The sequence below is a fragment of the Alteromonas sp. V450 genome (assembly GCF_001885075.1).
Lineage (GTDB): Bacteria > Pseudomonadota > Gammaproteobacteria > Enterobacterales > Alteromonadaceae > Alteromonas.
Genome location: NZ_MODU01000004.1, coordinates 136,855 through 162,684, shown reverse-complemented (window position 1 = coordinate 162,684; position 25,830 = coordinate 136,855). Strand labels below are relative to the sequence as shown.

Annotated in this window: 23 protein-coding genes, 1 tRNA gene and 1 riboswitch; of the genes, 3 read left to right on the top strand and 21 right to left on the bottom strand. The window is 44.7% G+C overall.

Annotated elements, in window-relative coordinates; all coding sequences use genetic code 11:
- The first annotated feature begins 163 nt into the window (after nucleotides 1-163).
- Entirely contained in the window at nucleotides 164-1,918 is a 1,755-nt protein-coding gene (locus BK026_RS00770; RefSeq protein WP_071814087.1) for a diguanylate cyclase, read from the top strand.
- Here BK026_RS00770 and BK026_RS00765 read toward each other — a convergent pair.
- Genes BK026_RS00765 through BK026_RS00750 form a run of 4 tightly spaced genes read right to left on the bottom strand, consistent with a single transcriptional unit; the run spans nucleotide 1,913 to nucleotide 5,849 of the window.
- Nucleotides 1,913-2,848 (bottom strand): alcohol dehydrogenase catalytic domain-containing protein, encoded by a 936-nt coding sequence (locus tag BK026_RS00765; protein WP_071814086.1) that lies wholly within the window; start codon nucleotides 2,846-2,848, stop codon nucleotides 1,913-1,915. The genes BK026_RS00770 and BK026_RS00765 overlap by 6 nt on opposite strands.
- Before the next feature lie 30 nt (nucleotides 2,849-2,878).
- Nucleotides 2,879-3,715, bottom strand: a complete 837-nt coding sequence (gene dkgB, locus BK026_RS00760) for a 2,5-didehydrogluconate reductase DkgB (protein ID WP_071814085.1) — start codon at nucleotides 3,713-3,715, stop codon at nucleotides 2,879-2,881.
- Nucleotides 3,716-3,736: 21 nt separating this feature from the next.
- A complete protein-coding gene (locus BK026_RS00755; RefSeq protein ID WP_071814084.1) occupies nucleotides 3,737-4,645 on the bottom strand; it encodes a TIGR03571 family LLM class oxidoreductase in 909 nt (302 codons plus the stop codon).
- Nucleotides 4,646-4,655: 10 nt separating this feature from the next.
- Nucleotides 4,656-5,849 carry an MFS transporter gene (locus BK026_RS00750; protein WP_071814083.1) on the bottom strand — a complete coding sequence of 398 codons (1,194 nt, stop codon included), beginning with the start codon at nucleotides 5,847-5,849 and terminating at the stop codon, nucleotides 4,656-4,658.
- A gap of 192 nt (nucleotides 5,850-6,041) precedes the next feature.
- Between BK026_RS00750 and BK026_RS00745 the strand changes: the two genes are divergently transcribed.
- Nucleotides 6,042-6,938, top strand: a complete 897-nt coding sequence (locus tag BK026_RS00745) for a LysR family transcriptional regulator (protein ID WP_071814082.1) — start codon at nucleotides 6,042-6,044, stop codon at nucleotides 6,936-6,938.
- Between the two features lie 7 nt (nucleotides 6,939-6,945).
- Here the strand turns inward: BK026_RS00745 and BK026_RS00740 are convergent, their stop codons facing one another.
- The 10 genes from BK026_RS00740 to BK026_RS00690 all read right to left on the bottom strand — a co-directional run bounded on the left by BK026_RS00740 (nucleotide 6,946) and on the right by BK026_RS00690 (nucleotide 14,893).
- Nucleotides 6,946-7,875 carry a DMT family transporter gene (locus tag BK026_RS00740; RefSeq protein ID WP_071814081.1) on the bottom strand — a complete coding sequence of 310 codons (930 nt, stop codon included), beginning with the start codon at nucleotides 7,873-7,875 and terminating at the stop codon, nucleotides 6,946-6,948.
- A gap of 228 nt (nucleotides 7,876-8,103) precedes the next feature.
- Complete coding sequence (locus BK026_RS00735; protein ID WP_071817412.1) at nucleotides 8,104-8,400, bottom strand: hypothetical protein; 297 nt, start codon at nucleotides 8,398-8,400, stop codon at nucleotides 8,104-8,106.
- Between the two features lie 128 nt (nucleotides 8,401-8,528).
- Nucleotides 8,529-9,029, bottom strand: coding sequence for a ribosomal protein S18-alanine N-acetyltransferase (gene rimI, locus BK026_RS00730; RefSeq protein ID WP_071814080.1), 501 nt, complete (start codon nucleotides 9,027-9,029; stop codon nucleotides 8,529-8,531).
- 8 nt (nucleotides 9,030-9,037) lie between these two features.
- A complete protein-coding gene (locus tag BK026_RS00725; RefSeq protein ID WP_071814079.1) occupies nucleotides 9,038-9,769 on the bottom strand; it encodes an alanine acetyltransferase in 732 nt (243 codons plus the stop codon).
- Nucleotides 9,770-10,067: 298 nt separating this feature from the next.
- Nucleotides 10,068-10,144: transfer RNA gene (locus BK026_RS00715), tRNA-Trp, on the bottom strand.
- Between the two features lie 210 nt (nucleotides 10,145-10,354).
- Nucleotides 10,355-11,206, bottom strand: coding sequence for a phosphotransferase (locus tag BK026_RS00710; RefSeq protein WP_256253548.1), 852 nt, complete (start codon nucleotides 11,204-11,206; stop codon nucleotides 10,355-10,357).
- Nucleotides 11,163-11,807, bottom strand: a complete 645-nt coding sequence (gene pnuC, locus BK026_RS00705; RefSeq protein WP_071814076.1) for a nicotinamide riboside transporter PnuC — start codon at nucleotides 11,805-11,807, stop codon at nucleotides 11,163-11,165. The genes BK026_RS00710 and pnuC overlap by 44 nt, the downstream gene beginning before the upstream one ends.
- Nucleotides 11,807-12,070 (bottom strand): hypothetical protein, encoded by a 264-nt coding sequence (locus BK026_RS00700; protein WP_071814075.1) that lies wholly within the window; start codon nucleotides 12,068-12,070, stop codon nucleotides 11,807-11,809. Before BK026_RS00700 ends, pnuC begins: the two co-directional genes overlap by 1 nt.
- A 17-nt stretch (nucleotides 12,071-12,087) precedes the next feature.
- Nucleotides 12,088-14,178 carry a TonB-dependent receptor gene (locus BK026_RS00695; RefSeq protein WP_071814074.1) on the bottom strand — a complete coding sequence of 697 codons (2,091 nt, stop codon included), beginning with the start codon at nucleotides 14,176-14,178 and terminating at the stop codon, nucleotides 12,088-12,090.
- Between the two features lie 55 nt (nucleotides 14,179-14,233).
- Nucleotides 14,234-14,337: riboswitch (TPP riboswitch) on the bottom strand.
- 133 nt (nucleotides 14,338-14,470) lie between these two features.
- Nucleotides 14,471-14,893: an acyl-CoA thioesterase gene (locus BK026_RS00690; protein WP_071814073.1), complete on the bottom strand. Its 423-nt coding sequence runs from the start codon at nucleotides 14,891-14,893 to the stop codon at nucleotides 14,471-14,473.
- 59 nt (nucleotides 14,894-14,952) lie between these two features.
- On the opposite strand from BK026_RS00690, the gene BK026_RS00685 reads away from it, so the two are divergent.
- A complete protein-coding gene (locus BK026_RS00685; protein ID WP_071814072.1) occupies nucleotides 14,953-17,079 on the top strand; it encodes a GNAT family N-acetyltransferase in 2,127 nt (708 codons plus the stop codon).
- A 192-nt stretch (nucleotides 17,080-17,271) separates the two neighbouring features.
- Here the strand turns inward: BK026_RS00685 and BK026_RS00680 are convergent, their stop codons facing one another.
- From BK026_RS00680 to BK026_RS00650, 7 genes are all read right to left on the bottom strand, one after another.
- Complete coding sequence (locus BK026_RS00680; RefSeq protein WP_083575139.1) at nucleotides 17,272-18,537, bottom strand: lipopolysaccharide assembly protein LapB; 1,266 nt, start codon at nucleotides 18,535-18,537, stop codon at nucleotides 17,272-17,274.
- A gap of 2 nt (nucleotides 18,538-18,539) precedes the next feature.
- Complete coding sequence (locus BK026_RS00675) at nucleotides 18,540-19,142, bottom strand: energy transducer TonB (protein WP_071814071.1); 603 nt, start codon at nucleotides 19,140-19,142, stop codon at nucleotides 18,540-18,542.
- A 1-nt stretch (nucleotide 19,143) separates the two neighbouring features.
- Nucleotides 19,144-19,542 carry a biopolymer transporter ExbD gene (locus tag BK026_RS00670; RefSeq protein ID WP_071814070.1) on the bottom strand — a complete coding sequence of 133 codons (399 nt, stop codon included), beginning with the start codon at nucleotides 19,540-19,542 and terminating at the stop codon, nucleotides 19,144-19,146.
- Between the two features lie 11 nt (nucleotides 19,543-19,553).
- Entirely contained in the window at nucleotides 19,554-20,078 is a 525-nt protein-coding gene (locus tag BK026_RS00665) for a MotA/TolQ/ExbB proton channel family protein (RefSeq protein WP_012517736.1), read from the bottom strand.
- A gap of 1 nt (nucleotide 20,079) precedes the next feature.
- Nucleotides 20,080-21,438, bottom strand: coding sequence for a MotA/TolQ/ExbB proton channel family protein (locus BK026_RS00660; RefSeq protein WP_071814069.1), 1,359 nt, complete (start codon nucleotides 21,436-21,438; stop codon nucleotides 20,080-20,082).
- Between the two features lie 6 nt (nucleotides 21,439-21,444).
- Nucleotides 21,445-22,206 (bottom strand): DUF3450 domain-containing protein, encoded by a 762-nt coding sequence (locus BK026_RS00655; protein ID WP_071814068.1) that lies wholly within the window; start codon nucleotides 22,204-22,206, stop codon nucleotides 21,445-21,447.
- A 487-nt stretch (nucleotides 22,207-22,693) separates the two neighbouring features.
- Nucleotides 22,694-25,711, bottom strand: coding sequence for a TonB-dependent receptor domain-containing protein (locus tag BK026_RS00650; protein ID WP_071814067.1), 3,018 nt, complete (start codon nucleotides 25,709-25,711; stop codon nucleotides 22,694-22,696).
- Nucleotides 25,712-25,830 lie beyond the last annotated feature (119 nt).

Here is a 25,830-nt window from a genome sequence, read left to right as displayed (position 1 = left end):
AACTCGTTGAGAGTGTAATTGTCTTTTTGAACTAGTATTAGTTGGGCAACAGCCAATAAACGTTGAGGACTTTCACAGTTCAGATAGTATTCTCTTAAAATTTAATACATTGTAGTATATTGCCTTTAGGCCAAGTCGACTGTATAGCTCACAAGGATGTAAGATGCTGCGTTTACTAATATTGCTGCTTATAGTGCTAACACACAGTCCATTCGCTTCTGCAGTTGCTTTCACTGACCCAACCCAACCGCTTGAATTGAATGAAGATGTAACTTTTGCGGTTTCCGAAGGGCCAATACTCACTGGCAATGAAAAATGGGTCAGCGATGCAAGCTTGCTTGAACGTTCACCATTACAGTATTTACATTTTAAAGTTCGCATTGACAATCAACTCGAGAAACCGATTCCTGTCTGGTTCTCAATAAGCTTTCCTGCAGTAAAAAAGCTGATGGTAACGGATGGCGAACAAGTGTGGATATCGGGTGATAGCTTGCCTTACCACTCGCGACCAGTCGCTGCACCTAATTACCATTTTCCAACTATTCTGTCGCCTAAAAGTTATACCGAATTTAGTGGCTACATGTCTGGCGAAATCCTCAGATATAACTTCTCTATTGCTACACCAGAATATTTTAACAACCTATATGTAAAAACGCTTCAACGTGACATGACTTTCTTTGGCGCAATGTGGCTTTTAACAGCGCTGAGCATTTTGGGTTACATTGCAAGTCGTAATCTTGTTTTCTTAAGTTTTGCCTCATTTATTTTTGCTACGACATTTTGGTTTTTCCGCGTGTTTGGATATGCCTTTGAATTACTGTGGCCTAATACACCTGACATCAACGACATAAGCTATGCGGTAAGTGTTTATCTTGTACTGATCACCGCTTTTTGGATCCTCTTTCAAACACTTGCTAGAGAAAAACACGCTGTTTACGGCACCACAACAGCCAAAATAGTTTGCATTTCTTTACCCTTCGTTGGCCTTTTACTTTGGCATACTGCAGGGTTAGATATCGCATTGAAACTGCCTGTACTGATGTTTTTCCCCTACACATGTATGGCGGGCGTGGTCATTTACATCGAGCATAAACGCGGCTCAGATAGGGCTAAATGGCTTGCCGCTGCCATGCTTCCCGTTGTTTTAAGTACGCTAATACTTACAGTCGTTGCTCTTTTTGACGTCGAGCTTTTTATTGATCCAATCGCCACATTTATGACTGGGTTAGTAATGACTTGCTTATTTATGGTTTCGCTCGCGGCACGCTATATGGTGAAAATGGTCCAACGTGAAAGAGACGCGCAGCGAGAAACTGCGGTACTGAAAAGTCAACAAGCCTCAAAACTAGAAGCTTTGGTTAAAGAGCGAACGCTTGCATTAGAGCAAACAAACAAAGCGCTTGCTGAGCTTGCATCGAAAGATAGCTTAACTGCGTTATCCAATCGACGTACATTGGATTTATTTGTGGACAACTCCTTTGACAAGCACTCACAGACTGATAGAACACTTGCCCTAGCCCTTATCGACTTAGACCATTTCAAGCGCATCAACGATACATTTGGCCATGAGGTCGGTGACGATGTTCTAAAAGCCATTGCCAGCGTTCTTTTGCCCCTAAATACCCCAACCCAACTCACCGCTCGATACGGTGGAGAAGAATTTGCGATTGTAAGACGCTTCGACCCTACAGCGAATACCCAACAACAAACTGAAGCGTTTGCGAACGAACTCTTTGTATTGCATGGCAGAATAAACCAATTAGACATCGCTTCACTTGATGACAGGAAGATAGGTGCATGTATAGGTTGGACGTTATGTAAAGGCTCCGACGATATTGTCGAAGCCTTTAGGCGAGCTGATAAAGCCCTTTACGTAGCCAAAGATAAAGGAAGAAACCTAATCGTTCCGGCTTTATGACACCGTAACCACAGCTTTTCGTTTGTCTTCTTTTGAAAATTGCAGCGCCTTGTTCAAATTATCGAAGTCAAACACGCTAGGTATTTCGACAACCAGCGTTTGCGCAGCAATTTGCTCAAGTAGAGCCTCACCGTCTTTCACCAATCGCTGCCACTGTGATAAATCGCCATAATCATGCAGCGCGCCTAGGGCTATTTCATGATAAGAAATAGTGCGCGTGAAAGGCGCATCAACAGGTACTTCAATACGACCTAGAATACTCACTACGTGACCATTAGCTTCAAGAAGCGGTACAAGTGACGCCGCATAGTCTGGACCATTCGCGTCAAAAAGCGCGTAAAAAGTTTGCCCTTCAGGCTTATTGCGATGAATGGTTGTTACGCCCATCTCAGCAGCTTGCTCTTGCGTAAAGCTACCTGAGATAACATGCACGTTAAAACCAGCCTGATAAAGCATTTGCGCCAGCAATTTGTTAACGGCGCCCATACCGCTGACTAGCACGTTAGCCCCCTCTCGAACCGGCACTTTACTAAACGCTTGCCAAGCAGTAAGCATTGGGCATGGCAACGCAGCAGCTAGGGCAAAATCAACGCTTTCTGGCACCACCATTACACGGCTTGCATACACTTCACTATGATCGGCAAAACTTCCGTTTTCACCTAGGCTATGATGGTAAGCCACACGCTTACCCAATAGACTGTTATCAACGCCCTCACCTACAGCGACAACAACACCCGCACCGTCCACACCGGGAATATGCCCTTTTTCCCAGTCGCGCGGGTTATCATCGATAAACTTCCAGTCAACTGGGTTAATGCCAATAGCATAGTTGCGCACGACAATACGCCCTGCCTTCGGCTCAGAGAATTCACGTACGTTTTGTATCAGTGGTGCGCCAGCTTGTTCAAATTGCCAAACGTTAGCTTGCATAAAAGCTCCTTAACACGGTGATTTATCCAATTAGTCCCACGCAGGTGAAAAATCTGGGTTAGCTTGACGGTCGCCACAATCTAGCGCGTCAATCTTTGCGATATCGTCAGCGTTTAAGATAAGTTCAAGCGCTTTGAAATTGGTTTCTAGGTTCTTGCGCTTGGTCGACGATGGAATAGTGACTAAACCATGGGCCAGCTCCCAAGCTACCACTACCTCAGCAGTGCTCACGCCGTGCTTATCTGCAATTGCAATGATGGTCTCATCTTTTAACACTTTACCAACAGCAAACGGCATATATCCTGTCACTGTGATACCGTGTTTCTCACACGCTGCACGCACTTTTTCATTAGTAAGATAAGGGTGTACCTCTACCTGATTCGTGGAAATAACGCCCTCACCCAAGATACTCACCGCTTCTTCAATTTGTGCCACGGTAAAGTTAGAAATACCAATTTCTTTTGTGAGTCCCAGTTCCTTAACGCGCAGCAATTCACCTAGGTACTCTTCCATGCTTTCGCCGTTTTCCGGTGACGGCCAATGAATAAGTAGCAGGTCAACGTACGACAGTTGAAGCTTTTCCAAACTCTCTTTTACGCTATCCACAAAGCTTGCTTTATTCAGCTTGTCATTCCACACCTTGGTGGTGACGTAAAGGTCTTCACGTGCAACAAGATTATTTGCAATAGCGTCTTTAATAGCGCGACCTACCGCTTCTTCATTGCCGTAAATTTGCGCCGTATCAATGTGACGGAAACCCACTTCAAGTGCCATTGTCACGCTGTTATAGGCTTCATCGTCTTTTAAGCGAAACGTGCCTACACCTAGCGAAGGAATTTTAGATTGTGACTGATTTACATTCGGCATGATGCCTCCTTGTTGGTTCCGTTATTTATGAAAGTGAGGTAATACGTTGTCAGCAATGCGCTGCATCGCGTCTTCTACTGGTTGCGTATTACGTCTGAAGTGCAGGCCAATATGATCAACCCCCGCTTCTTTCATTGCATTGAGTTCTTTGATAAGCCCATTTACACCAGTTTCAACCCCGAATCGGTGGCGTTTTATGGGCGCTTCATCGTCTTCAACCAAGTTCAGATGAATAAAACTAACGTACGGCTTATTGCCTGCGACATTTCGCCATAGTTCTACGCGCTTTACATGGTCGTTCGGTGTACCTGGATACGCCAGCCAACCATCCATATTTTCTCCAACCCACTGAGGGCTTTGCTGAGCGAGCCCTGCAACGTACAATGGCGGCGTGGTTGAACGTGGTAACAGCGACATGCCAGGCTTAAGGGAATTCTCACCGTGCTTTACAATTTCAAGTGACTGCCTGAATTGCTCGCCACGACTGTCAAAATCGACATCGAACAACGGATACTCAACCGGTCTATCCCCACTGGCTACACCGAGTATAAGGCGGTCGTTACTTAGCTGCTGCACCGTTGCTGCCGCCTTTTTAACAAGCCATGGCTGCCTAAGAGGTAAAACAACAGCGGCTGTGCCTAATAGAATATTGTCTGTGATACCCGCTAAATAGCCCAAGTAAGTGAAGGTTTCGAAAACCTGAGCTGCATCACCAAAGCTAGGGTCGTAAATTGGTACATCTCGTACCCACGCTGCTTTAAACCCTAGTTTGTCGGCTAGCTGAATACGGCTGTGATGCTCGGTCATATCAGGTACGCCGAATGGCGTACCTTCTGTGGCGTCGAAATGCGCCCAGTCGTTATCTAGCGGAAGCTCTACACCTACTGAGAACGTATGTTGTGCAAGCTTATCAAAGGTATTTGTCGTCATTGTGACCTCCCTACGCGCTCGTTGTGTTATTCGCCGCCGTACTGAGTGCGCGCTTGTCTAAGTGGCCGCTGTAACGTGTAACAAGTAACGCTGCAACAGAAATGATTGCACCAATCCACGCGGTATCAGATAACTGCATGCCGTCTACAATTGCACCGCCTAGAATTGAACCCACTGCTATGCCAATGTTAAATGCCGCGATATTTAAACCTGACGCCACATCAACAGCATTAGGGGTAAACTTCTCTGCTAATTGAACAACGTACACCTGAAGTCCTGGAACATTGCCAAAGGCAAAGGCGCCCCATACTAAAACAGTGATCACTGCGGCAACTTTACTGCCCATGGTAAACGTCAGGGCAAATAAGATGACCGCAAGGGCTGAAAAGATGATTGTTAACGCGCTAATTGGACCTTTTTTGTCAGCAAGCTTGCCGCCATAAATATTGCCTACCGCAACAGATACACCGTAAACCAGCATAATTAAGCTGATGGCTGAGGGCGCAAACCCCGCCTCTTCTTGCAATATAGGCGCTAGATACGTAAATGCCGTAAACGTACCGCCATAGCCCAAAATCGTCATTAGATACACTAATACCAGACGAGGCTGAACCAATACCTTCATTTGTTCACTCATGGTGGCCGGTTTACTTTGTTTAAGATTATTCGGTACCAGCAACGCACTGCCAATTAGCGCAAGCGTGCCAAGCGCAGAAACCACAAGGAAGGTTGCTCTCCAACCGAAGTTTTGACCAATCCAGGTACCCAAAGGTACGCCAGTAACCAAGGCTACGGTTAAGCCTGTAAACATAACGGCAATAGCACTGGCTTCTTTTTCTTTCGCCACTAGCCCTGTAGCAATAGTTGATCCTATGGAAAAGAACACACCGTGCGCTAAGCCTGTCAAAATGCGAGCTAAAATTAAGCTCTCGTAGCTAGGCGCTTGCCAAGCAAGAATATTACCAGCCACAAATAGCGCCATTAAGCTAAGCAGAACATGCTTTCTATTCCACTTTCCCGTAAGGGCGGTAAGAACCGGTGCGCCAACGGCAACACCAACGGCGTACAAGCTTACCAGTAAGCCTGCGCTCGGTAACGTAACGCCAAGATCGGTAGCAATGGTGGGGACAAGCCCCACTATCACGAACTCTGTTGTGCCAATAGCAAACGCACTTAACGTTAACGCAAATAATGCAATAGGCATTTCAATTATCCTCAAAAAGTAATTAACGAGATGGCTTGATTAACAACGCCACCATTGGCCTCTAGAACGAACAACTACACCGTTTTTTGAAAGCCATTAATAAAGTGCGTACAGTTTGACGATAAATTTATTTGCAAAAAACAGCACTAATGACAAAATACTTTTGCGATATTTGAAAATATAAGGTGTGCGATGCCAGTCTCATCAAAAACTGAAGATTTAGAAGCGTTCCTAACCGTTGTGGATACAGGTAGTTTTTCCAGTGCCGCCAATCTACTTAATCAGCAAGTTGCGAAGGTCAGCAGGGCGGTTACTCGTCTTGAAGATGGCTTAGATGTAACCCTGTTGAATCGCACTACCAGACGGCTGGAACTAACAGAAGAAGGTGAGCTTTTCCTGCAATATGCCAGAGACGGGCTAAATACATTAGAAAAAGGTGAAGAAGCATTACGGCTATTAAAGCGCGCCCCTTCTGGAAAACTTCGGGTTGATGCCGCGAGCCCGTTTGTATTCCACCAGCTAGCGCCGTTAGTGGGTGAATTTCGAGAAGCATTTCCTGACATAACGCTCGATATCACCAGTCATGACAGCATTATCGACCTGTTAGAGCACAAAACCGATATTGCAATACGTATTGGTGATTTAAGCGACTCTAACTTGCACGCTAGACGTTTAGGAAAAAGTAAGCTGCATATTGTGGCAAGCCCACAGTATCTTGAAAAATATCCCATATCTGAAGACGAAAGTGGAATTAGCACGCTAAACAAACACAAACTGATTGGCTTTAGTGACTCACCGATTTTAAATAAATGGCCGCTCAAGCAAGATATCAACTTGCAGTACAGTCTTCGTGCGTCAAGCGGCGAAACTATTCGCCAGCTGTGCTTGGCAGGTCAAGGTATCGCGTTACTTTCTCACTTTATGGTACACAAAGATATCAGTGCAGGCTCGCTGGTTGAGCTATTTAGCGATGATATTGTCAGTCCAAACCGTAGAGAGTCAGTACAAGCGGTATACTATAAAAATAGCGCGGTATCGTCTCGTATCTCTGCGTTTTTAGATTTTATACAGCCCCGACTAACCCTTTAAGCTACCTTTATTTCGCGTGGCCTTTGCCTAATATCTTTTTAAGTGTGCTTTGAGGAAGGCCATTTACTATTAGCGCGGCTATCATCAATATTGCACCGGCCATAACCATAGGCAGTAGCGTTTCTTTAAGCAATATTACAGAGCTTACATAACCCACTATCGGAGTGAGTGTACTAATAAGAACAATTTTATCTGGGGGTAATTTAGGCCCCGCTGCTACCATAAGCCCAAAGCCTAGACCCGTTGCCACAGGGCCAATATACGTCAGTAACAACCAATCGCTTATATCATAAGCCCCAAAATTAGGTGTTGGTTCAATCATAAGCGCAATAGCGAGCATGGCGAAACCTGCAATGGTAAACTGCCAGAATACAGCTTCAATGACGCTTCCCTTCCACTTGTGAAAAGACACTCTTCGAATAGCTACCGCCCACAATGCAGATGCCAGCAACATACCAAAGAGCGGTAGCCATGCGCCTGGTTGCCCCGAAGCAAATAAAATCATTGCACAGCCAATGGTAGATATACCGGTAAGAATTAACCGCTTAGAGGGCGGGCGTTGTCGATACCATAGGGTGTCGATAAGCAGCATCCAAAGCGGTGTGGTGTAAATAAGAATACTGGCCGTGCCCGCGGGGATAAACTGCAGCGAGACAGTAATAAGCCCCATTGATAGGATAAACTGGAAAAAGGCAACCACAAACACCACCGAGCGATCTTTACGATTAAGCACTGGTAAACGTTTTTTGGTGATAAGTACAAACAGCGCGAGTACGGGAAGGCTTAACAAGAAGCGCAAGCACACCATCCATACAGGCCCTACAACCTCAAGCCCTAATTTCATGCCTGGCCAGTTAAGTCCTAAACACAACACCGCAACCAATAGCATTTTAATGCCTTTTGATTGCTCTTTTTCCGCCACCGATGATGAAGACATGCGTTTTAAAAAATCCAATTACACGAACTGCGTTGAGAGAAGTTTCTACCGCCCGGTAAGCTGAATGTAGGCGGAGAATTTTACGGGCGCAAATATAAGTGAATTAGCAAGGGATTAAAACCTTCCTGAACGTGCAAACACGCCAACTTATCGACCAAATGGTCAACTTTTTAAAACCTTGTGGAAACTTTGCTATACGGGAGGTTAATCACTGATAAACACGTTGGCTTACAGATACAATGCAACAGACAGCAGCTTCCGCTCCCCTTTTTCTATTTTGCTAACGCTGTGCATGTACTTATCTGGCCGAAAAAAGTAGATGCGGTTGAAGAGATTAAAGATGACTTTCTCTGCCCAAAATTGACCACCGCGATTCGGCTTTTTTAGTACCACATTAAATTTAAAGTAACGCCCGCTGCCCATAGGGTCGTTGTGTTCTAACACGCTATGACCCTCTTTGTAGGTAACCACATTAATAGCAAATCGCTTTGATGAGACTATCGCTTTGTTGAGCACTTTAGCCATGCTATTTCTACCTTGCTTGATGGTGGCGTGTTTTAATTTAAACACGGGCCGCTATGGTCTGAAAGCGTATGCTGAGTTCAGATAGTGCTTTGATATTCGCGAAACGTATATGCCTAGGGATACAATAACTAAGCTAAGGTGAGGTTTGTCCACTTCATGATTTTAGCGTTTTCTTTTTGCGCGCTGTTTCCATTACTCTTGTCATTACCGCTATCATTACTTTTTACGGTGTAATAGTTTTTGCGGGTTTCTATATGCTCAAACCCCGAGCTCTCGTAAAGCGCTATAGCAGTATGATTACTTTCACGCACTTCTAGCCACATTTCACGCACTGCATTTTTCACCGATGTCTCAATGACAAAATCAACTAAAGCGCGACCTATACCCTTGCCCCTAGCGCCACTGTCTACCGCAATATCCATCAGCGTAGCTTCATCCACGACTTCAAGCATAATGGCATAGCCAACAATCTTGTCGTTATCAAAGGCGAATACCCCGTAATAGGGTTTGGTGAAACAGTTTGCGAAGGTACTTAGTTTCCAAGGCGACACTTGCGCCTCTTGATGGATAGCGTGCGCTTGTTCTATGTGCTCGTTAAAGCCTTGCGGCGGTACGATGGTCAATTTCATCGACAAGACTACTGGCCGTTAGCGGAGTGGTTTAATGCGCCTGCTGCGCTGATAAGCTGCGCCCACAGCTCACGCTTTTGCGCAGTTGTGAGTTTAAGCGGTGTAGCTGGCAATATAATGGCGGTTTCGGTTACCGATAGCGTACGGCCAATCATTATGGTGCTAGCCCACTGTGACGGTATACCTAACTGAACACAGGCTAGCTGCAAGTCTTTGAGCCATTGCTGTGATTTCGCTTTCTGTTCAGCACTTAACGGGATACCCTCTGGCGATACCGGCCCTTTTGCGCCAGTAGATTTTGTTAAAGACTCATGCGAGGCAACTGCATTGTCGTAAGACGGTGAAATATTGTGTGACTGTGAAGCACCTGTTTCGGTTTGCCCTACTTTCTCTTCATTGTGCGACGTGCCATGCGTAGAAAGTTTAGCTGCCCCACTGTTTTTAGGCTTAGCTTTATCTTTCGCGCTACTACTGCCAACATTTGCCCTCAACTGAGCAAGCCGTGACTGTTTTTCTTCTTGAGAAATTGGCGTTGAAGGCGGCTTATTAGTCTGAGCGTTTTGGCTGTGGGGTAATTGTGTCGCTGAACTACTAGCAGTGCCAACGTTGCGTTGTGCTGCATTAGTGTTATGTTGTTTCGCTTGGTCTTCCCGCTTTAGCTCAGTGTGGGCGTCTTTGGTGATCCAAACCGGGATCTCCATTTCCTGTAAAACCGCCTGCTGATATGAAGTAAGAGACATTGCGTAACAAAACCTAACGTGGATAGTTCATTATATTTGATTAGTTTACTAAAGTTGCAGGCTTGGTTGAATAACTATCGCGCTCTTTTGCTTGGATTGTACTCGCTCTTTATTTCACAAGCCTTAATTATTCAGTGTTACTCACGTAATTTAGAATACTCAGCTTTTGGTATAAAAAGAAATGAAACAGCTGCAGCGAAAACTCAAGCACTAGCAACAGAAACCAAGAAAATTTAAGAAGATTTTAGCAAAAGAAACGATTTAGGATTGGAACGTAAACATTCACAAGAAGAGAAAGTGGCAGGGGTGGAGGGACTCGAACCCCCAACCATCGGTTTTGGAGACCGCTGTTCTACCAATTCGAACTACACCCCTAGCGCGCTGTGCATTATACGGATGACATTAAAAAGGTAAAGCCTTTTTATCACTACCATGCACTGCATGCTTAATTAACACGCAATGCGCTGTTTTTTCAATCGAATAACACCAAATAGGCGTTATCCACAACTTGTGTTTTGTCTTATTGCCCGCTTTACACTGACTTTTATATTATGTCAGTTTTAAGTGCGGAGCAGTTTATGACCATTAAACTTTATGGGCGTTAAGCGCAGCAAACCACAGGTCATTAGTGACAGCGACAATCTCGCTGTGCAGATCAAATTTCGCTATCGCGTTGTGCTCATCAATGTTCATGCTCTTGGCGTAATGCTTAACGAGCTCTCTACTTTCATTGATTTCAAGTTTATTGATGAGGCAGCAACTTGCTAAATCGAAGTAGCGGTTTCCCATGGCGGCATATTCCCAATCAATAATTTTGAGTGAGTTATCTACGCTCAGTAATACGTGATTAGTTAGCAAGTCATTATGACATAGCACATAGTCGTCATCGTCTTGTTCACTTTTTATTACTTTTTTGTGCAATGATTGGGCTTTTGAATAAAGCTCACTGCTTATATCGAACTGAGCAACATCAATATAGTGCTGCCATCTTGATGCTAAATCTAATGGCCTAGCGGTAATGGGCAAAGAATGAATACGAGCGAGGATGTTGGCCAGCTCAAGCATGGAAAGCGTCGCACTGTCACTGTGCTCTAGCCACTGCTCAACCCAGATGGTTTCATCATCGCTTAACCATATAGGTTGCGGCGCTACTCCCAACCTATAAAGCTGTTGCTGCAACGCAAATTGGTGCTCACGATTAACTCCACTAAAGTCATCATTACCCATCCATTTAACGGCCAAATCGACAGGGGTGTCGGTAAGATACTGAGAACGACTTTGAAGGTTATCTTCACTAATTACATGTAATAGATTGTTCAACGGGTCTTGAACACGGTAAACATGGTTTACCGCACCAGCAGGGTGTACCGATATTTTCGCACTGTCACTAAGATTAAGCGCCTTTTGCAGCGTGGCGATGATACCCAACCTGTTCACCTTGTTTTTTATATTGTACCAGCCACTGGTAATACCCAAATACCGCAAAACCTACGTAGCCTAAGAACAGGCAAGCAGATAATGCATAACCCACTTGCAGGTATAAATAAGCGGACGCTAAATTAATGAAAAACCAATAAACCCAGTTTTGCAGAATTTTATGCGCCACCATAAATGTTGTGACTACACTCAATAAATTAATGCTCGCATCTAGTAGTAGGTACTCACTATTGAACTGTGAGCCTGCCACCTCAGACAGAACCCAAGCGAGCAATAACATACTCGGAACAATGAGCAAATGTGCCCAAGGCGGCCAATGCAGCACTGGCTTAACATCGCCGTCTTCCGCGCCTTTCGACCACTGATAATAACCGTATCCCGCCATTATCATGTAGAAGAAGTTTAGCGCCGACTGAAATGGCAAGGTTACCTGCCAAAAGAGCCAAGTGTAAATTGCAGTACTTACAAAAGCGCACAGCCAACACCAGCTATTTTGTTTTGCAGCCAATAATACGTAGGCAATCGCGAGGACAACCGCTACCCACTCTAAAAGCGAAGTAGCGGCAATTTGTGAGGTAAACTCAGATAAGAAGCTAGCCATTACGAGGATTTTCGTGATTGCATGGCATCGAAGTTTAAGAACTTAGCCACGAAAATAGCCTGCCCCACTTCTTCATGGGTTCTTTGCATTTCTTCACCAAGTACCTTCATAACCACACCGTAATCACCCGTAACCTGCGTGCTGGTTGAACTTGTTGAAACCGTGATATCACTATAGCCATTTAACCTATCGATAAAATTTTGAATAGGTGGAATATATTCGTTAACCAAAGGGTACAACGACAGTTCAACCATAACTTGCATGCCTGTTTCCTTTTATTTTAAAACGCGTACTTAACAGTAACGCCAAACTGACGACCGTTACCTATTTGGTAATACGGCTCTTCAAAAGCATACCCATCGCGAGGGTCGTTGCTGAAACCACCAAATCCACGAGTATAGTATTCGCGATCAAATGCATTTTGAACCCAAAGTGAGGTCTGCCAATCGCCGTGTAACACTACAATTTCAGAATTAACCAGTGTTGTACTTGGCGCGGTTACATTATGTCCGTCAGAAAAACGGTATTCGCTCTTATAGTCTACATCTACACGCCAAAGCATGGTGTCTGTAAATGCGTACTCACTGTAAACGTTTGCCGTCCATTTAGGTGATTGAGCCTGTCTTTGCTCAGTCACTTCAGTTCCGTCTGCGAGTGTATATCCTTCAAATGTAGCGCTTAGGTAACCAACGCTTGCATCTAGCTGCCATGCATCGCTAGCAAACCAAGTAAGCTCAAGTTCCGCCCCTTTGTTTGTGCCTAAGTCTGCATTATCTATAATGTCTACAAATCCTGCCGTGCCGTCATCACGGGTGATAACGTCAAAATCACTCACCTGCGTGTCTGTCCTATCCATGTAGAAAATTGCAGCTCGAGCAATAAGATCAGGCGTAAGCAGCGGTCCTTTTACACCTACCTCATAGTTCCAATTGTATTCTTCGTCGAAGAATCGCTGATTATCGTTTACTCGGCTGTCAGGGTTAAAGCCCGCACCTTTAAACCCACGTGAAATACTGCCGTAATAAAAGTGGTTGCCCTGCGTATACTGAAGCGCAACTTTACCGCCAACCATAGTTGTATCAAACGCGCGTGCTAGTTGATTGTTATCCGCGTAGTCAAAGTCGTAGTTTTCTAGCCTCAATCCGGCAACGAGTACCAAATTATCGTTCAGATCACTTTCTGTCTGGGCATAAATAGCAGTCGTGGTTGGCGAATATTTACTCGCAAAATCACCGTCTAAATACGTGTATTGGCGACGTAGCTTCTCTTCCGTACTTTTGTAAAATATACCTAATGTCCAATCAGTCATGCCGCCAAAAAGCGCCGCTTCTTCGGACGATACGAAACGGATCTCGCCAGTTTGCGTTTCAACATCGCGGTAATACGCGTCAAAAGACGTGTAACCATCGGGATGAAAACCTGTAAATGTCCAATCTTCATCGTAGCCATAAGCAATATTGTGAGAAGCATGGGTGGCTATAAGGATAAAGTCACCACCTGATGTCGACGTGGTAGAACGGGCACTTACCGCGTGGGTTTGATGCTCATCAAAACCAGGCTCGTCTGAAAGCGTTTTATTGTCGTTATCGAGCGAAAACGCATCATAGCCATTATCAATATCGTACCAGCGATAGGTAAGCGCAAGCGTAGTCCGCTTGTCTATGTTACCTTCTAAAGCGAACCGCAACGCGGTTTCGTCAATATTATTGGTGTCACTTCTATCTAAAAAGGTATTTTCTACAAAGCCATCGCTTCGGTTATGTACAAGTGCAACGCGATATCCCCAATCAGCACTTATATCATCTCCAGTGGCCCCCTCAATACGGTAACTGTCTTTGTTCCCAATGCGGGCTTCAACATAGTCTGGGGAGTTGCTACCCACATCATTACTAGAGAGTTTAACTGCACCAGCCAATGCACCTGTACCATACAAGGTAGCCTGAGGGCCTCGATAGACCTCTAGCTGCTTGGTATCGAAAATGAGGCCTGCTGCAGCTAGACCTGAAAAATCGAATTCATCGACGATAAAGCTTACCGAAGGATTGATAGGCTCGGCGAACTGACTACGCTCGCCAATACCACGTATTTGTATGAAGCGGCCACGAGATGCGCCAGCAGCAAAGTTCACATTTGGAATACTGTTTAGCACGCTGTCAATATGAGAAGGCTGTCTGCTGCGAAGACGTTCTTGGTCTAAAATAGTCGCGCTAGCACTTAACTGATCCAAAGTGGTTTGACGAAAATCACCTGATACGACGACGCGTTCTATATCCGAAGGTGCACTATTTGTAGTGTCACTTGTTGCAGTTTCTTGCGCATAAGCCGCAACAGAACTAGCGAGCAGTGAAAGAGTGAAAAGTGTTTTATACATGGGATCTCTTGTTCTTATTTAAGAAAAAGGATCCGGGTCTAACGGCAGGTGATAAGGCTATGTTGTGAACCATCCCTACGCCGGTATTATCCGGATCAGGTTTAAGGGTTCCCACGAATGTGGATCTCAGACCGAAAACGGACACCCCTTGGTATAGCGTTGAGCGACTAAAACTAGCAACGTCAACATCTGCGACGGAGTCTACCAGTTAGATATACGCCGTCAAGCGGATAAGACGTTAAGCTAACGTCATAATTTTTATATGATATAAGGCTTTGAGGTTTATAGTCTATTAAGCTTCAGTATTCATATTCAGACGACGTACTTCATCATCAGTCTGGGCTTTTAGGCCTTCTAATGTTTTGCCGTGTGACGTTGGTTGACGTGTTTCTGGGTCAACCTTAACAAATACGATATCATCGGCAAAACAGATAGTTTTCTTCGTCGCTTTGTTGCGCACCAGACAGCTGACGGTAATGGATGTGCGGCCAACTGCTTTAGTTTGAAGTCCAAACTCGACAATATCGCCCTGCATAGCCGGAGATTCGAAGCTAATTTCACCAATATGCTTGGTAACCAAGCAATTAGTTTCTAGCTGACAAATCGCCCAAATTGCAGCTTCTTCGTCTATCCATTCTAACGCGCGGCCGCCGAATAAAGAGTTGGCGTAATTAAGGTCGTTTGGCATAACAAGACGCCGAGAAAGAAAGCGCATTCGAATTCCTCTGTATAAATCGCTACTATATCTCAATATTATACCGAAAAATTTCTTACATGGCGCTAGAACAATATACTAGATGGCTTTTTGAGCCCTACTCATCTAAACGAATAGCACAAACTGCGTTTTACCATCGACGGCTCTTAGTTATATCCGGTTCTAATACGTTCTGCGATAACACAATAAAAACCGTCACAGATTGTGTACCCTCTGGTGTATGTTTAAAACTTTTTAGTTACGACGAACTGTCAGGCAAAAAGCGCCAGCGGGCGTTAGGCAGTGAAAATGATATTGCGATAATAGATTGTCGTGAAAAATTCAGCCCAAGTATCATTACAGCAGTCGCTGGCACCATAAGAGCAGAAGGCTGCTTAATAATCGTATGTCCTGACTTTTCAAAGTGGCCCTTTCATTTTACTCCACTATCAACGTCACATGGCTTTTCACAGCAAAAAAGCAGATACATTTTGCGTTTAATCGAACTTATTAAGCAAAACAAATGGATTGCGATGTATGAGAATGGCGCATTTACTCGCCCGAAAACTAAGACGTACCATCGTGATGACGTGACCAAATTTTGTAGCACAATGTTTAAATCTGCTGAACAAAAACATGTTTTTGAACAGCTTGTAAAGGAAGAACACGCCAACACGCTGCAAGCCACTTTGACGGCACCAAGAGGACGGGGCAAATCCACATTACTCGCATTATTCACACAACATTTGCTGCAGCAAGGTAAACATGTACTTATAACGAGTAGTTTACGTGAAAATGTTTCAAAGGTTTTTGAACACCTATATCCAGTAAATCAAACACAAGCATCCGACGCAATTAGCGCACCGACAAAGGGCGATCATCTTGACAATTTTGGAGCCGTAAAGTGGGTGGCTCCCGATAACCCAATACTCTTAAAGACCAATAAAGAATTCGACATAGTTATTGTCGATGAAGCTGCTTCTTTGCCAATCAACGTTGTTAACAATATAGTGCAAGCAAATAAGCAATGGTTACTAAGCACAACAGTGCAAGGCTATGAAGGCAGTGGAAAAGGGTTTGTTCAAAAGCTACTTCCCCGATTGTTAGAACAAACTGACTGTCAAAGCGCAGGCAACACGGTTAAACAATACTCTCTATTAACCCCAATTCGCTGGTTTCCTGATGACGTGCTAGAGCACTTTATCAACTCTGTATTTTTAATGGAAAAAGCACTTCCCACATCCGCTACAACAATAAATAACAACGCTCCAGCACTTAGGCAAACCGGGTTTGAAGAGCTTGAAAACAACGCTATCGAACAAGTCATGTCGATACTTTCTCTTGCTCATTACCAAACTACACCCGATGACCTTATGCGGATAATAGATAGCCCAGATGTGATTTTGCAGATTGTTGAACATAACAATATGATTTTGGGTGCCGCGGTAATTAATATAGAAGGAACTGAGCGATTACAGAACTTAGCTGAAAAAATTGCTTCTGGAGAGCGCAGGCCAAAAGGACACTTGAGTGCGCAACGTATTGCGTTGCTTACAGCAAACGCTAGGCATGCATCGTATCGTTATTGGAGAATTAACAGAATAGCCGTCTCGCCGGATTTTCAAGGTGTAGGTATTGGCTGTCGCATTGTTGACGAGATAAAAAAATGTGCGAGTGAACAAGGTATTGATGCTGTTACAACTTCATATGGAAAAACAAAATCGTTGAATTCATTTTGGTCAAAAAACGATTTTTCTATTGTCGATAATGGCAGAAAACCAAACAAAGCCAGCGGAGAGACCAGCGCGCTTGCTATCTATCCTATTTCACAACGCGCAGTCGATGTTACGCAACAACTCGCGTCGCTTTTGTCGTCTAATCTTACCCATGTCCGTTTTGGCGAACTTTGTAGAGACGTTGCCTACATTCATACGCAAAAGCTCTCGCAATTTTTGCGCGGCACACGAACAATAGATGACGTTTGGCCCACACTGAAAGCAATATCCATAGAAGCATTAGCAAGCAAAAACTCTAGACTAACGCTCTACACTGATGAAATCGAAAAAATCATTTCAGTCTTTAAATCTCATCCAGAAATCGCAGCGCTGTTTACACAACAAGAACCAGACATGCAAGTACTAGCTAAGCTGCTAGACGTGCAAGGATATAAACAAACTGTCACCAAGTTCAGGGACTTAATAACATAAACATGCTAGTCAGCTACTGTGATTATGCGCTAGAGGAGACATACAAAGTTCTTATTCACTGTGGGTTACCATTACTATAGTAGTTCCTCTCCAAATTAGAACTCTACAAAAAGTGCGGGCTTTCCGCTTTTGCCGGTCCCCCACAAAAAAAAGCCTCCAAACTGGAGGCTTTTTAGACTAATCATCGGCGAATTATAATTTAATTCCGCGATTTTTAGCTTTTTCTTTAATGTAAGGTTCCCATGCATCCGCATTTCTGCGTAAAGAACGGTCCTTTCTTGCCTCTTTAACATGAGCATATGCGGCGCGATAATCACCAGCATAAAAATTCGCTTCCATAAGCGTGAAGTGAATCTTTTCCGGATCTTCAATTCCACGCTCAAGCGCTTTTTCAAGTGCCTTTACCGCGCCCTTGTAGTCTTCAGCAACTAAAAGCAACGTGCCTTGCTTGCGGAAATACTCTGGATCAGAACTTGCAGCAGCAGCTTTACCGTATAGTTTTGCAGCTGTTTTGAACTCTTTCGCAGAGTGATAAGCGTTAGCAATACTTGCAGTCATTTCAGCGTCTTCTTCAAGAACACCGGCTTTAATGAACTTTTCAAGTGTTTTGGCACCACGGTAAGGCATACCATTGCTTTGATAAAGCTGCGATAAGGCCTTAACTTCACTTTCCTTTTCAAGAAACCCTTGCATATCGGCAAGCTCGAAAATTGACAGTGCTTTCTTGTACTCTTCTACCTGAAGATAAAACATACCAAGCTGAGTCCACCAACGTGGTTCCTCAGGGAAGTTACGAACAAGCTCCTCAGCAACCTCAACAGTTTCTTTATACATCTTACGCTCGTAATACGACGTAAGCTTCAAAACATATGGGTTTTTGTTGGGCTTTTCGTATAATGCAATCGCTTTATCCGCAGGCTCAATCATCTTATCCAATTGCTTGGATTCGTAATAAGCCTGGGTCAAGCGCGTGTACACATCAGCATCTTCTTTACACGTAAAGTCCATCCACTGATCATACCAATTTACTGCATCATTGTACTTTTCTTCCTGCATACTCAAATCGCCAAGCAATTTAAGTGTTTGAGCATGCTCTAGGTCGTTAAGTGCTTTATTTTCTACTGCTTTAACAAGATAGGTATAAGCCTTTCCGCCCTGACCTTCCATCGCAGCTAGAAGATTACCAATGAAGCGGTTAACGTACGCTTTATCAAAATCGTCAGAAGGATCAATTTCATAAAGGACGTCTAGCGCTTCATTAACTAACTCTTCATTGTAGAGTTCGAATGCTTTCTGGACTTTTTTACCGGTACGCTCGCCAACCAAGTTAGTCTTGTCTTTTTCATAACCTGGACAAACAATTGGCGCAGTTTGCGCTAGGGCAGCAGGTGCTGAAAGCACCGCACTTGCACCTAGCACTAAAGCAACAGCTGACATTTTGAATTTACGTTTCATCATGATCATTGCTCCAGTTTAAAGTCTAGTTGAACGAACATACCGGTTTGTTTAACCGCCTTGCCGTCAACAATCTTAGGCTTGTATTTCCACTTACGTAAAGCACGACGTGCCTCGCGGTCGAATACTCGCTTAGGTTCAGCTTCAATAACTTCGATATCTTCAACACCACCAATTTCATTGATAGTGAAAGATAGCCTAACCCAACCTTCGCGCCCATCACGAGCCGCATCAGGTGGATATTTCGGGTCTATACGAACGATTGGTGTAGCTTCACCATCACGCTGCATTGCGCCAACTCCACCGATGTTAATACCAACACCACCTGTGTCTATAGACGGAATAGCTAGACTAAATCCATCAGCATCAGGTTCTGCTGCTTCCGGCTCCACTTGCTCCATCTTAGGAGGCTGAGGAGGCGGTGGTGGTGGAACACGAGTACGCGTTTGCGTTTGATCGTCGGGTTCCTGCATTACAATATCGATGACCGGTGCAGGAGGCACTTCGTCTGCTGGTCTAGATGAGTTCTCAATCAACTTAGCCATCAGAACGAAAAGGGCAAATGCAACACCAGCACCTAATAATATAGATACAATTATACGTAACATCTTATCCCCTTGCCGCTACCGAGACTCGGTTAACGCCAGCGGCTTTAACCTGATCCATAATTTCAACTACCAAACCATGCTTCGCTTTTATATCAGCTTGAATGATTACGTAGTCAGTTGGCTGCTCGGTAAGCAGTCGTTCAATATTCGCTCTAACGCTGTCCGGCGCTACTTCACGTTTATCTAGCCATACATTTCCATCTTCGGTTACAGCAATGAAAATGTTTGCATTCTTGTGAAGAACGGCCTGGCTCGCATCTGGCTTGTTAACTTCAATCCCTGCTTCTTTAACGAAAACAGTGGTAACGATAAAGAAGATTAGCATGATAAATACGATGTCCAGCATGGGCGTCATATCAATCTGTGCATCTTCTTCCTCGGTTCTGACTTTTCGAGCCATAATCTCTCTCTCTAATGATGTGGCAGGCTATCGACTAGCCCTTCTCTTGCCAGCTTCACTTTCGCTTCAAGACGTGAACTGATGAACAGCCCAGATAGCGCTGCAACCATTCCTGCCATAGTAGGGATAGTTGCCATAGAGATACCAGCTGCCATTAGACGGGCGTTGCTGGTGCCCTGTGTTGCCATTGTCTCAAATACGCTGATCATACCTGTCACCGTTCCAAGAAGTCCTATTAGAGGACACATTGCGATGATAGTTCTGATAATCAGCATTCTAGCGTTTAGGTCGTCTGACGCTTGAGAAATCCACGCGTCACGGATTCTATGCGCATACCATGAAGTGGTATCAGCTCGGGCATCCCAATTTGCGATGATGTTTTTCTTCACCTTTGGAAAGACCGAGGTTAAATACCAGTAACGCTCAATCATTAAAACCCACATGAGAAAGAGCGCGGCAGCAACGAAATAAAGTACGTCACCGCCGGTAGCGATAAAGTCCCTGACCGATTCAAATAATCCAATCAGGTAATTCATATTACGCCTTCTCCGACTCTGTGTGAGCAGCTACGATACCCGCAGTTTGCTCATCAAGAATGTGGATGATTGACTTGCTACGAGAAGCTACGATGCTATGAGTAAGAATTAGAGGCAGTGCCGCAATAATACCCTGAGCTGTAGTTACAAGTGCCATTGAGATACTTCCTGCCATCATACGAGGGTCACCAGTACCGAATAATGTAATGGTTTGGAAAGTTTCAATCATACCAAGTACGGTACCAAGTAGACCAAGTAGTGGCGCAATCGCTGCGAAAATCTTGATTACGTTGATGCCGCTTTCAATTTTTGGAAGCTCGCGAAGAATCGCTTCATCAAGTTTAAGTTCAAGGTTCTCTGCATCAGCAGTTTTGTTCTCTTGATAAACTTTAAGGATGCGACCTAGCGGGTTGCCTTCAGAAGGGCTATTCACGTTCTTAAGTTGTGAACGCATTTTGCCGCCGGTGATTGTTAGCGTGATCATCTTGTAAAGACCAATCAATAGGCCTACAGCAAGCATAAGCGTAATTGTGTAACCTACTGGGCCACCAGCATGATAACGCTCAGACATTGTTGCTTTTTGCTTCAATAGTCCAAGAATACCACCTTGAGAAGGGTCAGCGTAGAACGGAGTAAAGCCAGATGTAGCATCAATTAGATCTTTTGCAGAGCTAACATAGTGACCGTCTGGTTGGCGACCTAGTGGTTGAACAACCTCAGATTCAGCGTCATAAGCTAGGTAACCTGCTTCGCCTACAAGGTTAAACGTACCAACACGTAGCACTTCTTGTTGCGACGACCCACCGTCAAGATTAACAACTTCAGTTGTGAACTTAACAACTTCACCACCTTCAGTCATTTCTTTTTGTAACGCAAACCAAAGGTCTTCTAGCTCTTTGATGTTAGGTAGACCTTTAGAGTCTTCTGACATTTCAGCTAAAAATTGGCTGCGACCTGGGAACTGTGCACTTACGATAGACGTAGAGATACGGCCGTATGCTTCAGAAGAAGCTTGACGTACCACACCGAACATTTCACCAAGTGTACCTGTTGCTTGATCAAGCTCAGCAGCTTTCTCGTTTAGTGTAACTTCGTTGTCTGAGAATTGCTTCTGTAGACGGTCACCACGAGCCTGCTCTGCTTTAAGGTCAGCTTGTGCTTTTCTTAAAAGAGCCTGCTTGTCAGCACGCGCTGACTGGAACTCAGCTTCGCGCTGCTTGTCTAGACGCGCCTCAGAAACACGGTTCTGTTTCACTTGCTCTAAAAGGTCCTTAAGGCTCTTTGCTTCCTGAGCTTGCGCTCCGGTTGCCGCAACTGCAACTGCCGCAGCGGCTAAAAGAGTTTTGAATACTGGTTTCATTAACAATTACTCCGCTGCGCTAATTGGTAGTTTAATTAGTTCTGCAGGAATGGTGCCGTTGGCCATCTTCACTGCGTCAATAGTCGAAGATAGGTACTCGTCACCCAGCTTCTCCCAAGAGCGGCTCTCGTTGTTCCAAACCCACGCGTGAGTTTGATCAAGAGAAAGCGCTAAAAGCGCTGTACGACCTAGGTTAAAGAAGTCAACCGTTACTTCTGTACCAGCGTCGTCTATAGTGCCTTGATATGAATTGATTTTTGTACCGTACTCAACTTCTACAAGGTAAGCTTCTAGAACCTGACGGAACTGTTCAGAAACAGTCACGTTTGAGTTAGCCATCAAATCACGAAGACGTTCTACGCGGTTAAGGCGCTCTTCTAAACGGATTGGACGATCTAACTTGATGAACTTTTCTAAGCTATCGATCATACGGAACATTAGCGGCACGATACCTTGCTTCGTTTGTTCGATGCTGTCGATTTGACGTTGAAGTGAGTCTATGCCGCGCTGCTGATCAGCAACAAGGCTTGCGATGTAATCGTTATAGATTTTAAGGTTTTCTGTCTCATCGACTGTTTGACGATACTCAACAAGAAGTTCTTGAGACTGCTCAAACAACGTATTGATTTTTTCTTGAGATTTCGCTGCAGCCGCGTGGATTTTCGCTTCTTCTTTATGAAGATCTTCTAGCGTATCTGCAGAGACTGCGCTACCTGTTAGTGCGAAGGCACCCATAACAGTAGAAGCAATAAGAGTTCTCTTGCTCATTTTGGACATAGTTCCCAACCAAATTTCTTATTTGAATCCTCGCCGATAGGAAATTATTCGGGCAAGGGGCGTATAAAACTTTCACAATTTTGTTTCAGGAATGTAGCGTTCGTATTAATAACAGACACTACGAACGTTGTATATTCACATGGATTAGCGCCTAGAGTCAAGTTAGCAGGGTCTGTGCTTTATAAATCATTTAACTGATTGCTCATTCAATAAACAATTAAGTAGCCCCTTGCTCTTACATAAGAATAAGAAAGCGGCCATCCGCTTCTCGTTCACAAAACGCTATCGCTTTTTTGTTATTTTTTTCAATCGCTATACAACGCGTTAACGCGTTGATTACGCTTTATTTTAATCTATCAATCAAGGAACAAACCACCGACAACTCCGCTTGAGCGATTCGCATCACCATATTTTTCGCACATAACAAAAAAAGCCCCGCAATCGCGGGGCTCTCTACTCATTTGCTCTTACCTAAACTTTAGAAGCTCATAGTAAGTGTGAAACGATATGTACGTCCCAATGTGTCATAGTGAGCAGGTAATGTATTACCCGCGTTGTATGACGTAGCAGCAGCCTGACCACCAACAACTGGCGGCGCTTTATCGAACATGTTGTCGATACCGAATGCTAGCGTTGCATAATCAGTAACCTGATAATTAGCGAACAGGTCGAAGTAGCTAAATGAACCGATAGACTGGAACGGTGCAAAAGTGCTATCGATAACGCCTGGTTCACGCTCGATGTCGCTTAGGTAGCGCCAAAGTACTGAAACAGAGTAATCTTCATAGCTCCACGTTGCACGGTTAACCGAGCGAGTCTGGTGCTGAGGGTTACAGTTAGAGCCGTAATAACCTTTACAGTCGATTACTTCAGACGTCGGTGCGCTCAAGCTTTCAGACTCAAGATAGTGGTTCAAGTTACCATTCAGGCTTAAGTTACCGTACTCACCTATATCAAAGTTAAAGTTGTAGCTAACTTCAAGACCGCGTGTTCTTAGCCACTCTAGGTTTGTAGTAAACGTAGAGATACCAGAACCGTCTAACAGTAGACCACCGCCTACACGATTAATTTGAGCACACTGTGCCAAGTTACCAAGGTTGTAACAACCGTCTAGTACTTCTTGAGGGCTGTTAGTACCGATGTAACCTTCTACGTCGATGTCATAGTAATCAACTGACACAAGTGCAGAGGTCGCCCAGCTCACTTCTGGCGTCCAAACAAGACCCGCAGTAAATGTCTTCGCAGTTTCTTCGTCAGGTAGCGCCGCAGGGTTTGAACCAGAGAAGGTATTAATTTGCCCTTCGATGATATCTTCAACCTGACCAACTTGGCTTTCAGTCATGCCTGTTGCAACACAAAGTGCACGAAGTTCTGCATTTCCTGCTAGCTCGGTTGCATTTGCTACTGAACAAGGGTCAGACTCAGCGTTGTCTAGTGAACCTGTAGAAGGCGCGAACAACTCACCTACGTTTGGTGCGCGCGTCGCTTGCTGATTCATTGCACGTACAAGAAGCTCGCTAGTTGGACGCCATGCAAGACCTAGTTTCCAAGCACCTACGTCACCTACAGTGTCGAAGTTAGAGTGACGGTAACCAAATTCAAGTTCTAGTACTTCAGCAAAATCAGCGTCTTCAATAAGCGCTAGACGGCCTTCACCAAATAGTTCATTAACTTTGAAGCTACCACCTACTGGAAGTGAGTTACCACCCGCACCACCAAGACAGCTACGAGGAGCAAGTTTCAAACACTCGTCAGGAGTAAAGTTTGAAGCGTCTTCACGATACTCGTAACCAAAGCTCATTAGTAGCGGCGTTTCAGCAAACGGAGAAACGATGCTGTCAATTGGGCCGTCAACGTTTGCCATAAACACACGTTGTTGGTATTCAGTGCGTGACAAAGCAGTCGCAGACGCATAGGCCGCCATTTCAGGCGTGATAGTACCGAAACCACCGAAGATATTTAGCGGTACACAGCCGTCACCGCCAGTTAAACATCTGTCAGTTTCAACGGCGTTCAAGGCGTTTGCGATGTTGTCTACATTTGTGTAGCCAGCAAATGTGTTAACACGGTTTGTTTCACCATGCTGGAATGATACGTCGTATGCCCACTCGTCGTTCAAGTAACCTTCCATACCTACAACAATCTGGAATTGATCAGTGTTGAACTCAGTAGAACGAGGACCTAATTCTAATGTACGACGGAAGAACGTTGTACGCATACGGTCTTCAGCATCAACAACGCCGTTACCGTTAACATCAGTCCATGTTAGCGGAGTACCAGCAGCCGCTGCCACTGCATTTTGCTCATTCAGTGCGCCAATGTTTTCATTAGCTGCAGTAATGAACGCTGTGCGCGCTGCGTCACTCATGAACGGGTTAGCAAGTGGGATGTCAAATACGCTACCGAATATGCCCGATGGTGCAACTTGCTGTTTAACATTCGTGTTAGTGAATGAAATAGTTGAGTACGCTGTATGCTCATCGGTAATGTCGTAATGACCGATAGCTGTTGCAGACCAACGCTTAGCAGGCGTTTGATAGTAGTTGAACGGGTTGAAGTTGAACGCACTACACGTTGGGCCATTTACCCATGTGCCATCATCACGGAACTGACCGTTTGCACCAGGTACACCTGGAATTTGCATACGAGTTGGCATGGTAGTACCAGAACCACCACCTGGCGCAACAACGTTAGGTGTTTGGTCGCCACAGTTCGCCGGAGGCGCAACCGGTGGAGCACCGTCTAGAAATTGCTGGTAGTTGGCACCAGAACTGGTAGAAATACCGTAGTTACCCAGGTCACGTTGACCTAGAAGAAGCGGATCACGGTCTAACCAGCTAGCAGAAACAACAGCGTTACCTCTGTCGCCATCGAAGTTTCCACCAACGGTTAAAGAGATATTTTTAGTCATTGCGTCAGCGCTGTCTGTGCGAGAATGCGAAACTTCTAATTCAGCACCTTCAAAATCGTCCTTAAGCATTACGTTGATGGCACCAGATATCGCATCTGAACCATATACAGCAGATGCACCACCGGTCACGATATCAACGTTCTTAATTAGCGCTGTTGGAATAATTGATGTATCAACTGTACCTGACGTGTTGTATGGCACAAGACGCTTGCCGTTCATCAATACTAGGTTACGGTTAGCACCTAAACCACGAAGGTTAACCGTAGCAGCACCGCCAGTACCGTTGTTTACGCTGCTGTTATCGCCTGGGATAACACCAGGCATAAGGCGTAGAACACGCTCAAGCTCTGGTTGCTGAAGTTGTTCGATTTGCACTTCGCCCACAGTTTGGATTGGGCTTGTAGATACAGCGTTCGGACTACGAATACGCGAACCTGTTACTTGGATTTTCTCAACTGATTCTTCCGCAGCCGTATCTGACCCTTGATTTTGCTGAGCCAATACTGGTGATGAAAGTGCGAAAGATGCTGCACCGATCACACTAGCTAACTTTACTGCTAAAGCCAACTTAGATGTTGTAAACATGAACTGTCTCCCTGGACCACGAGTTCAAGAAAATTCTCGTTTGGTCTCGTGTGGTTAGATATCGTTAAAACGAATTGTTATTAGAAAGGTCTAAACCTCATAATGATGATAACCACATC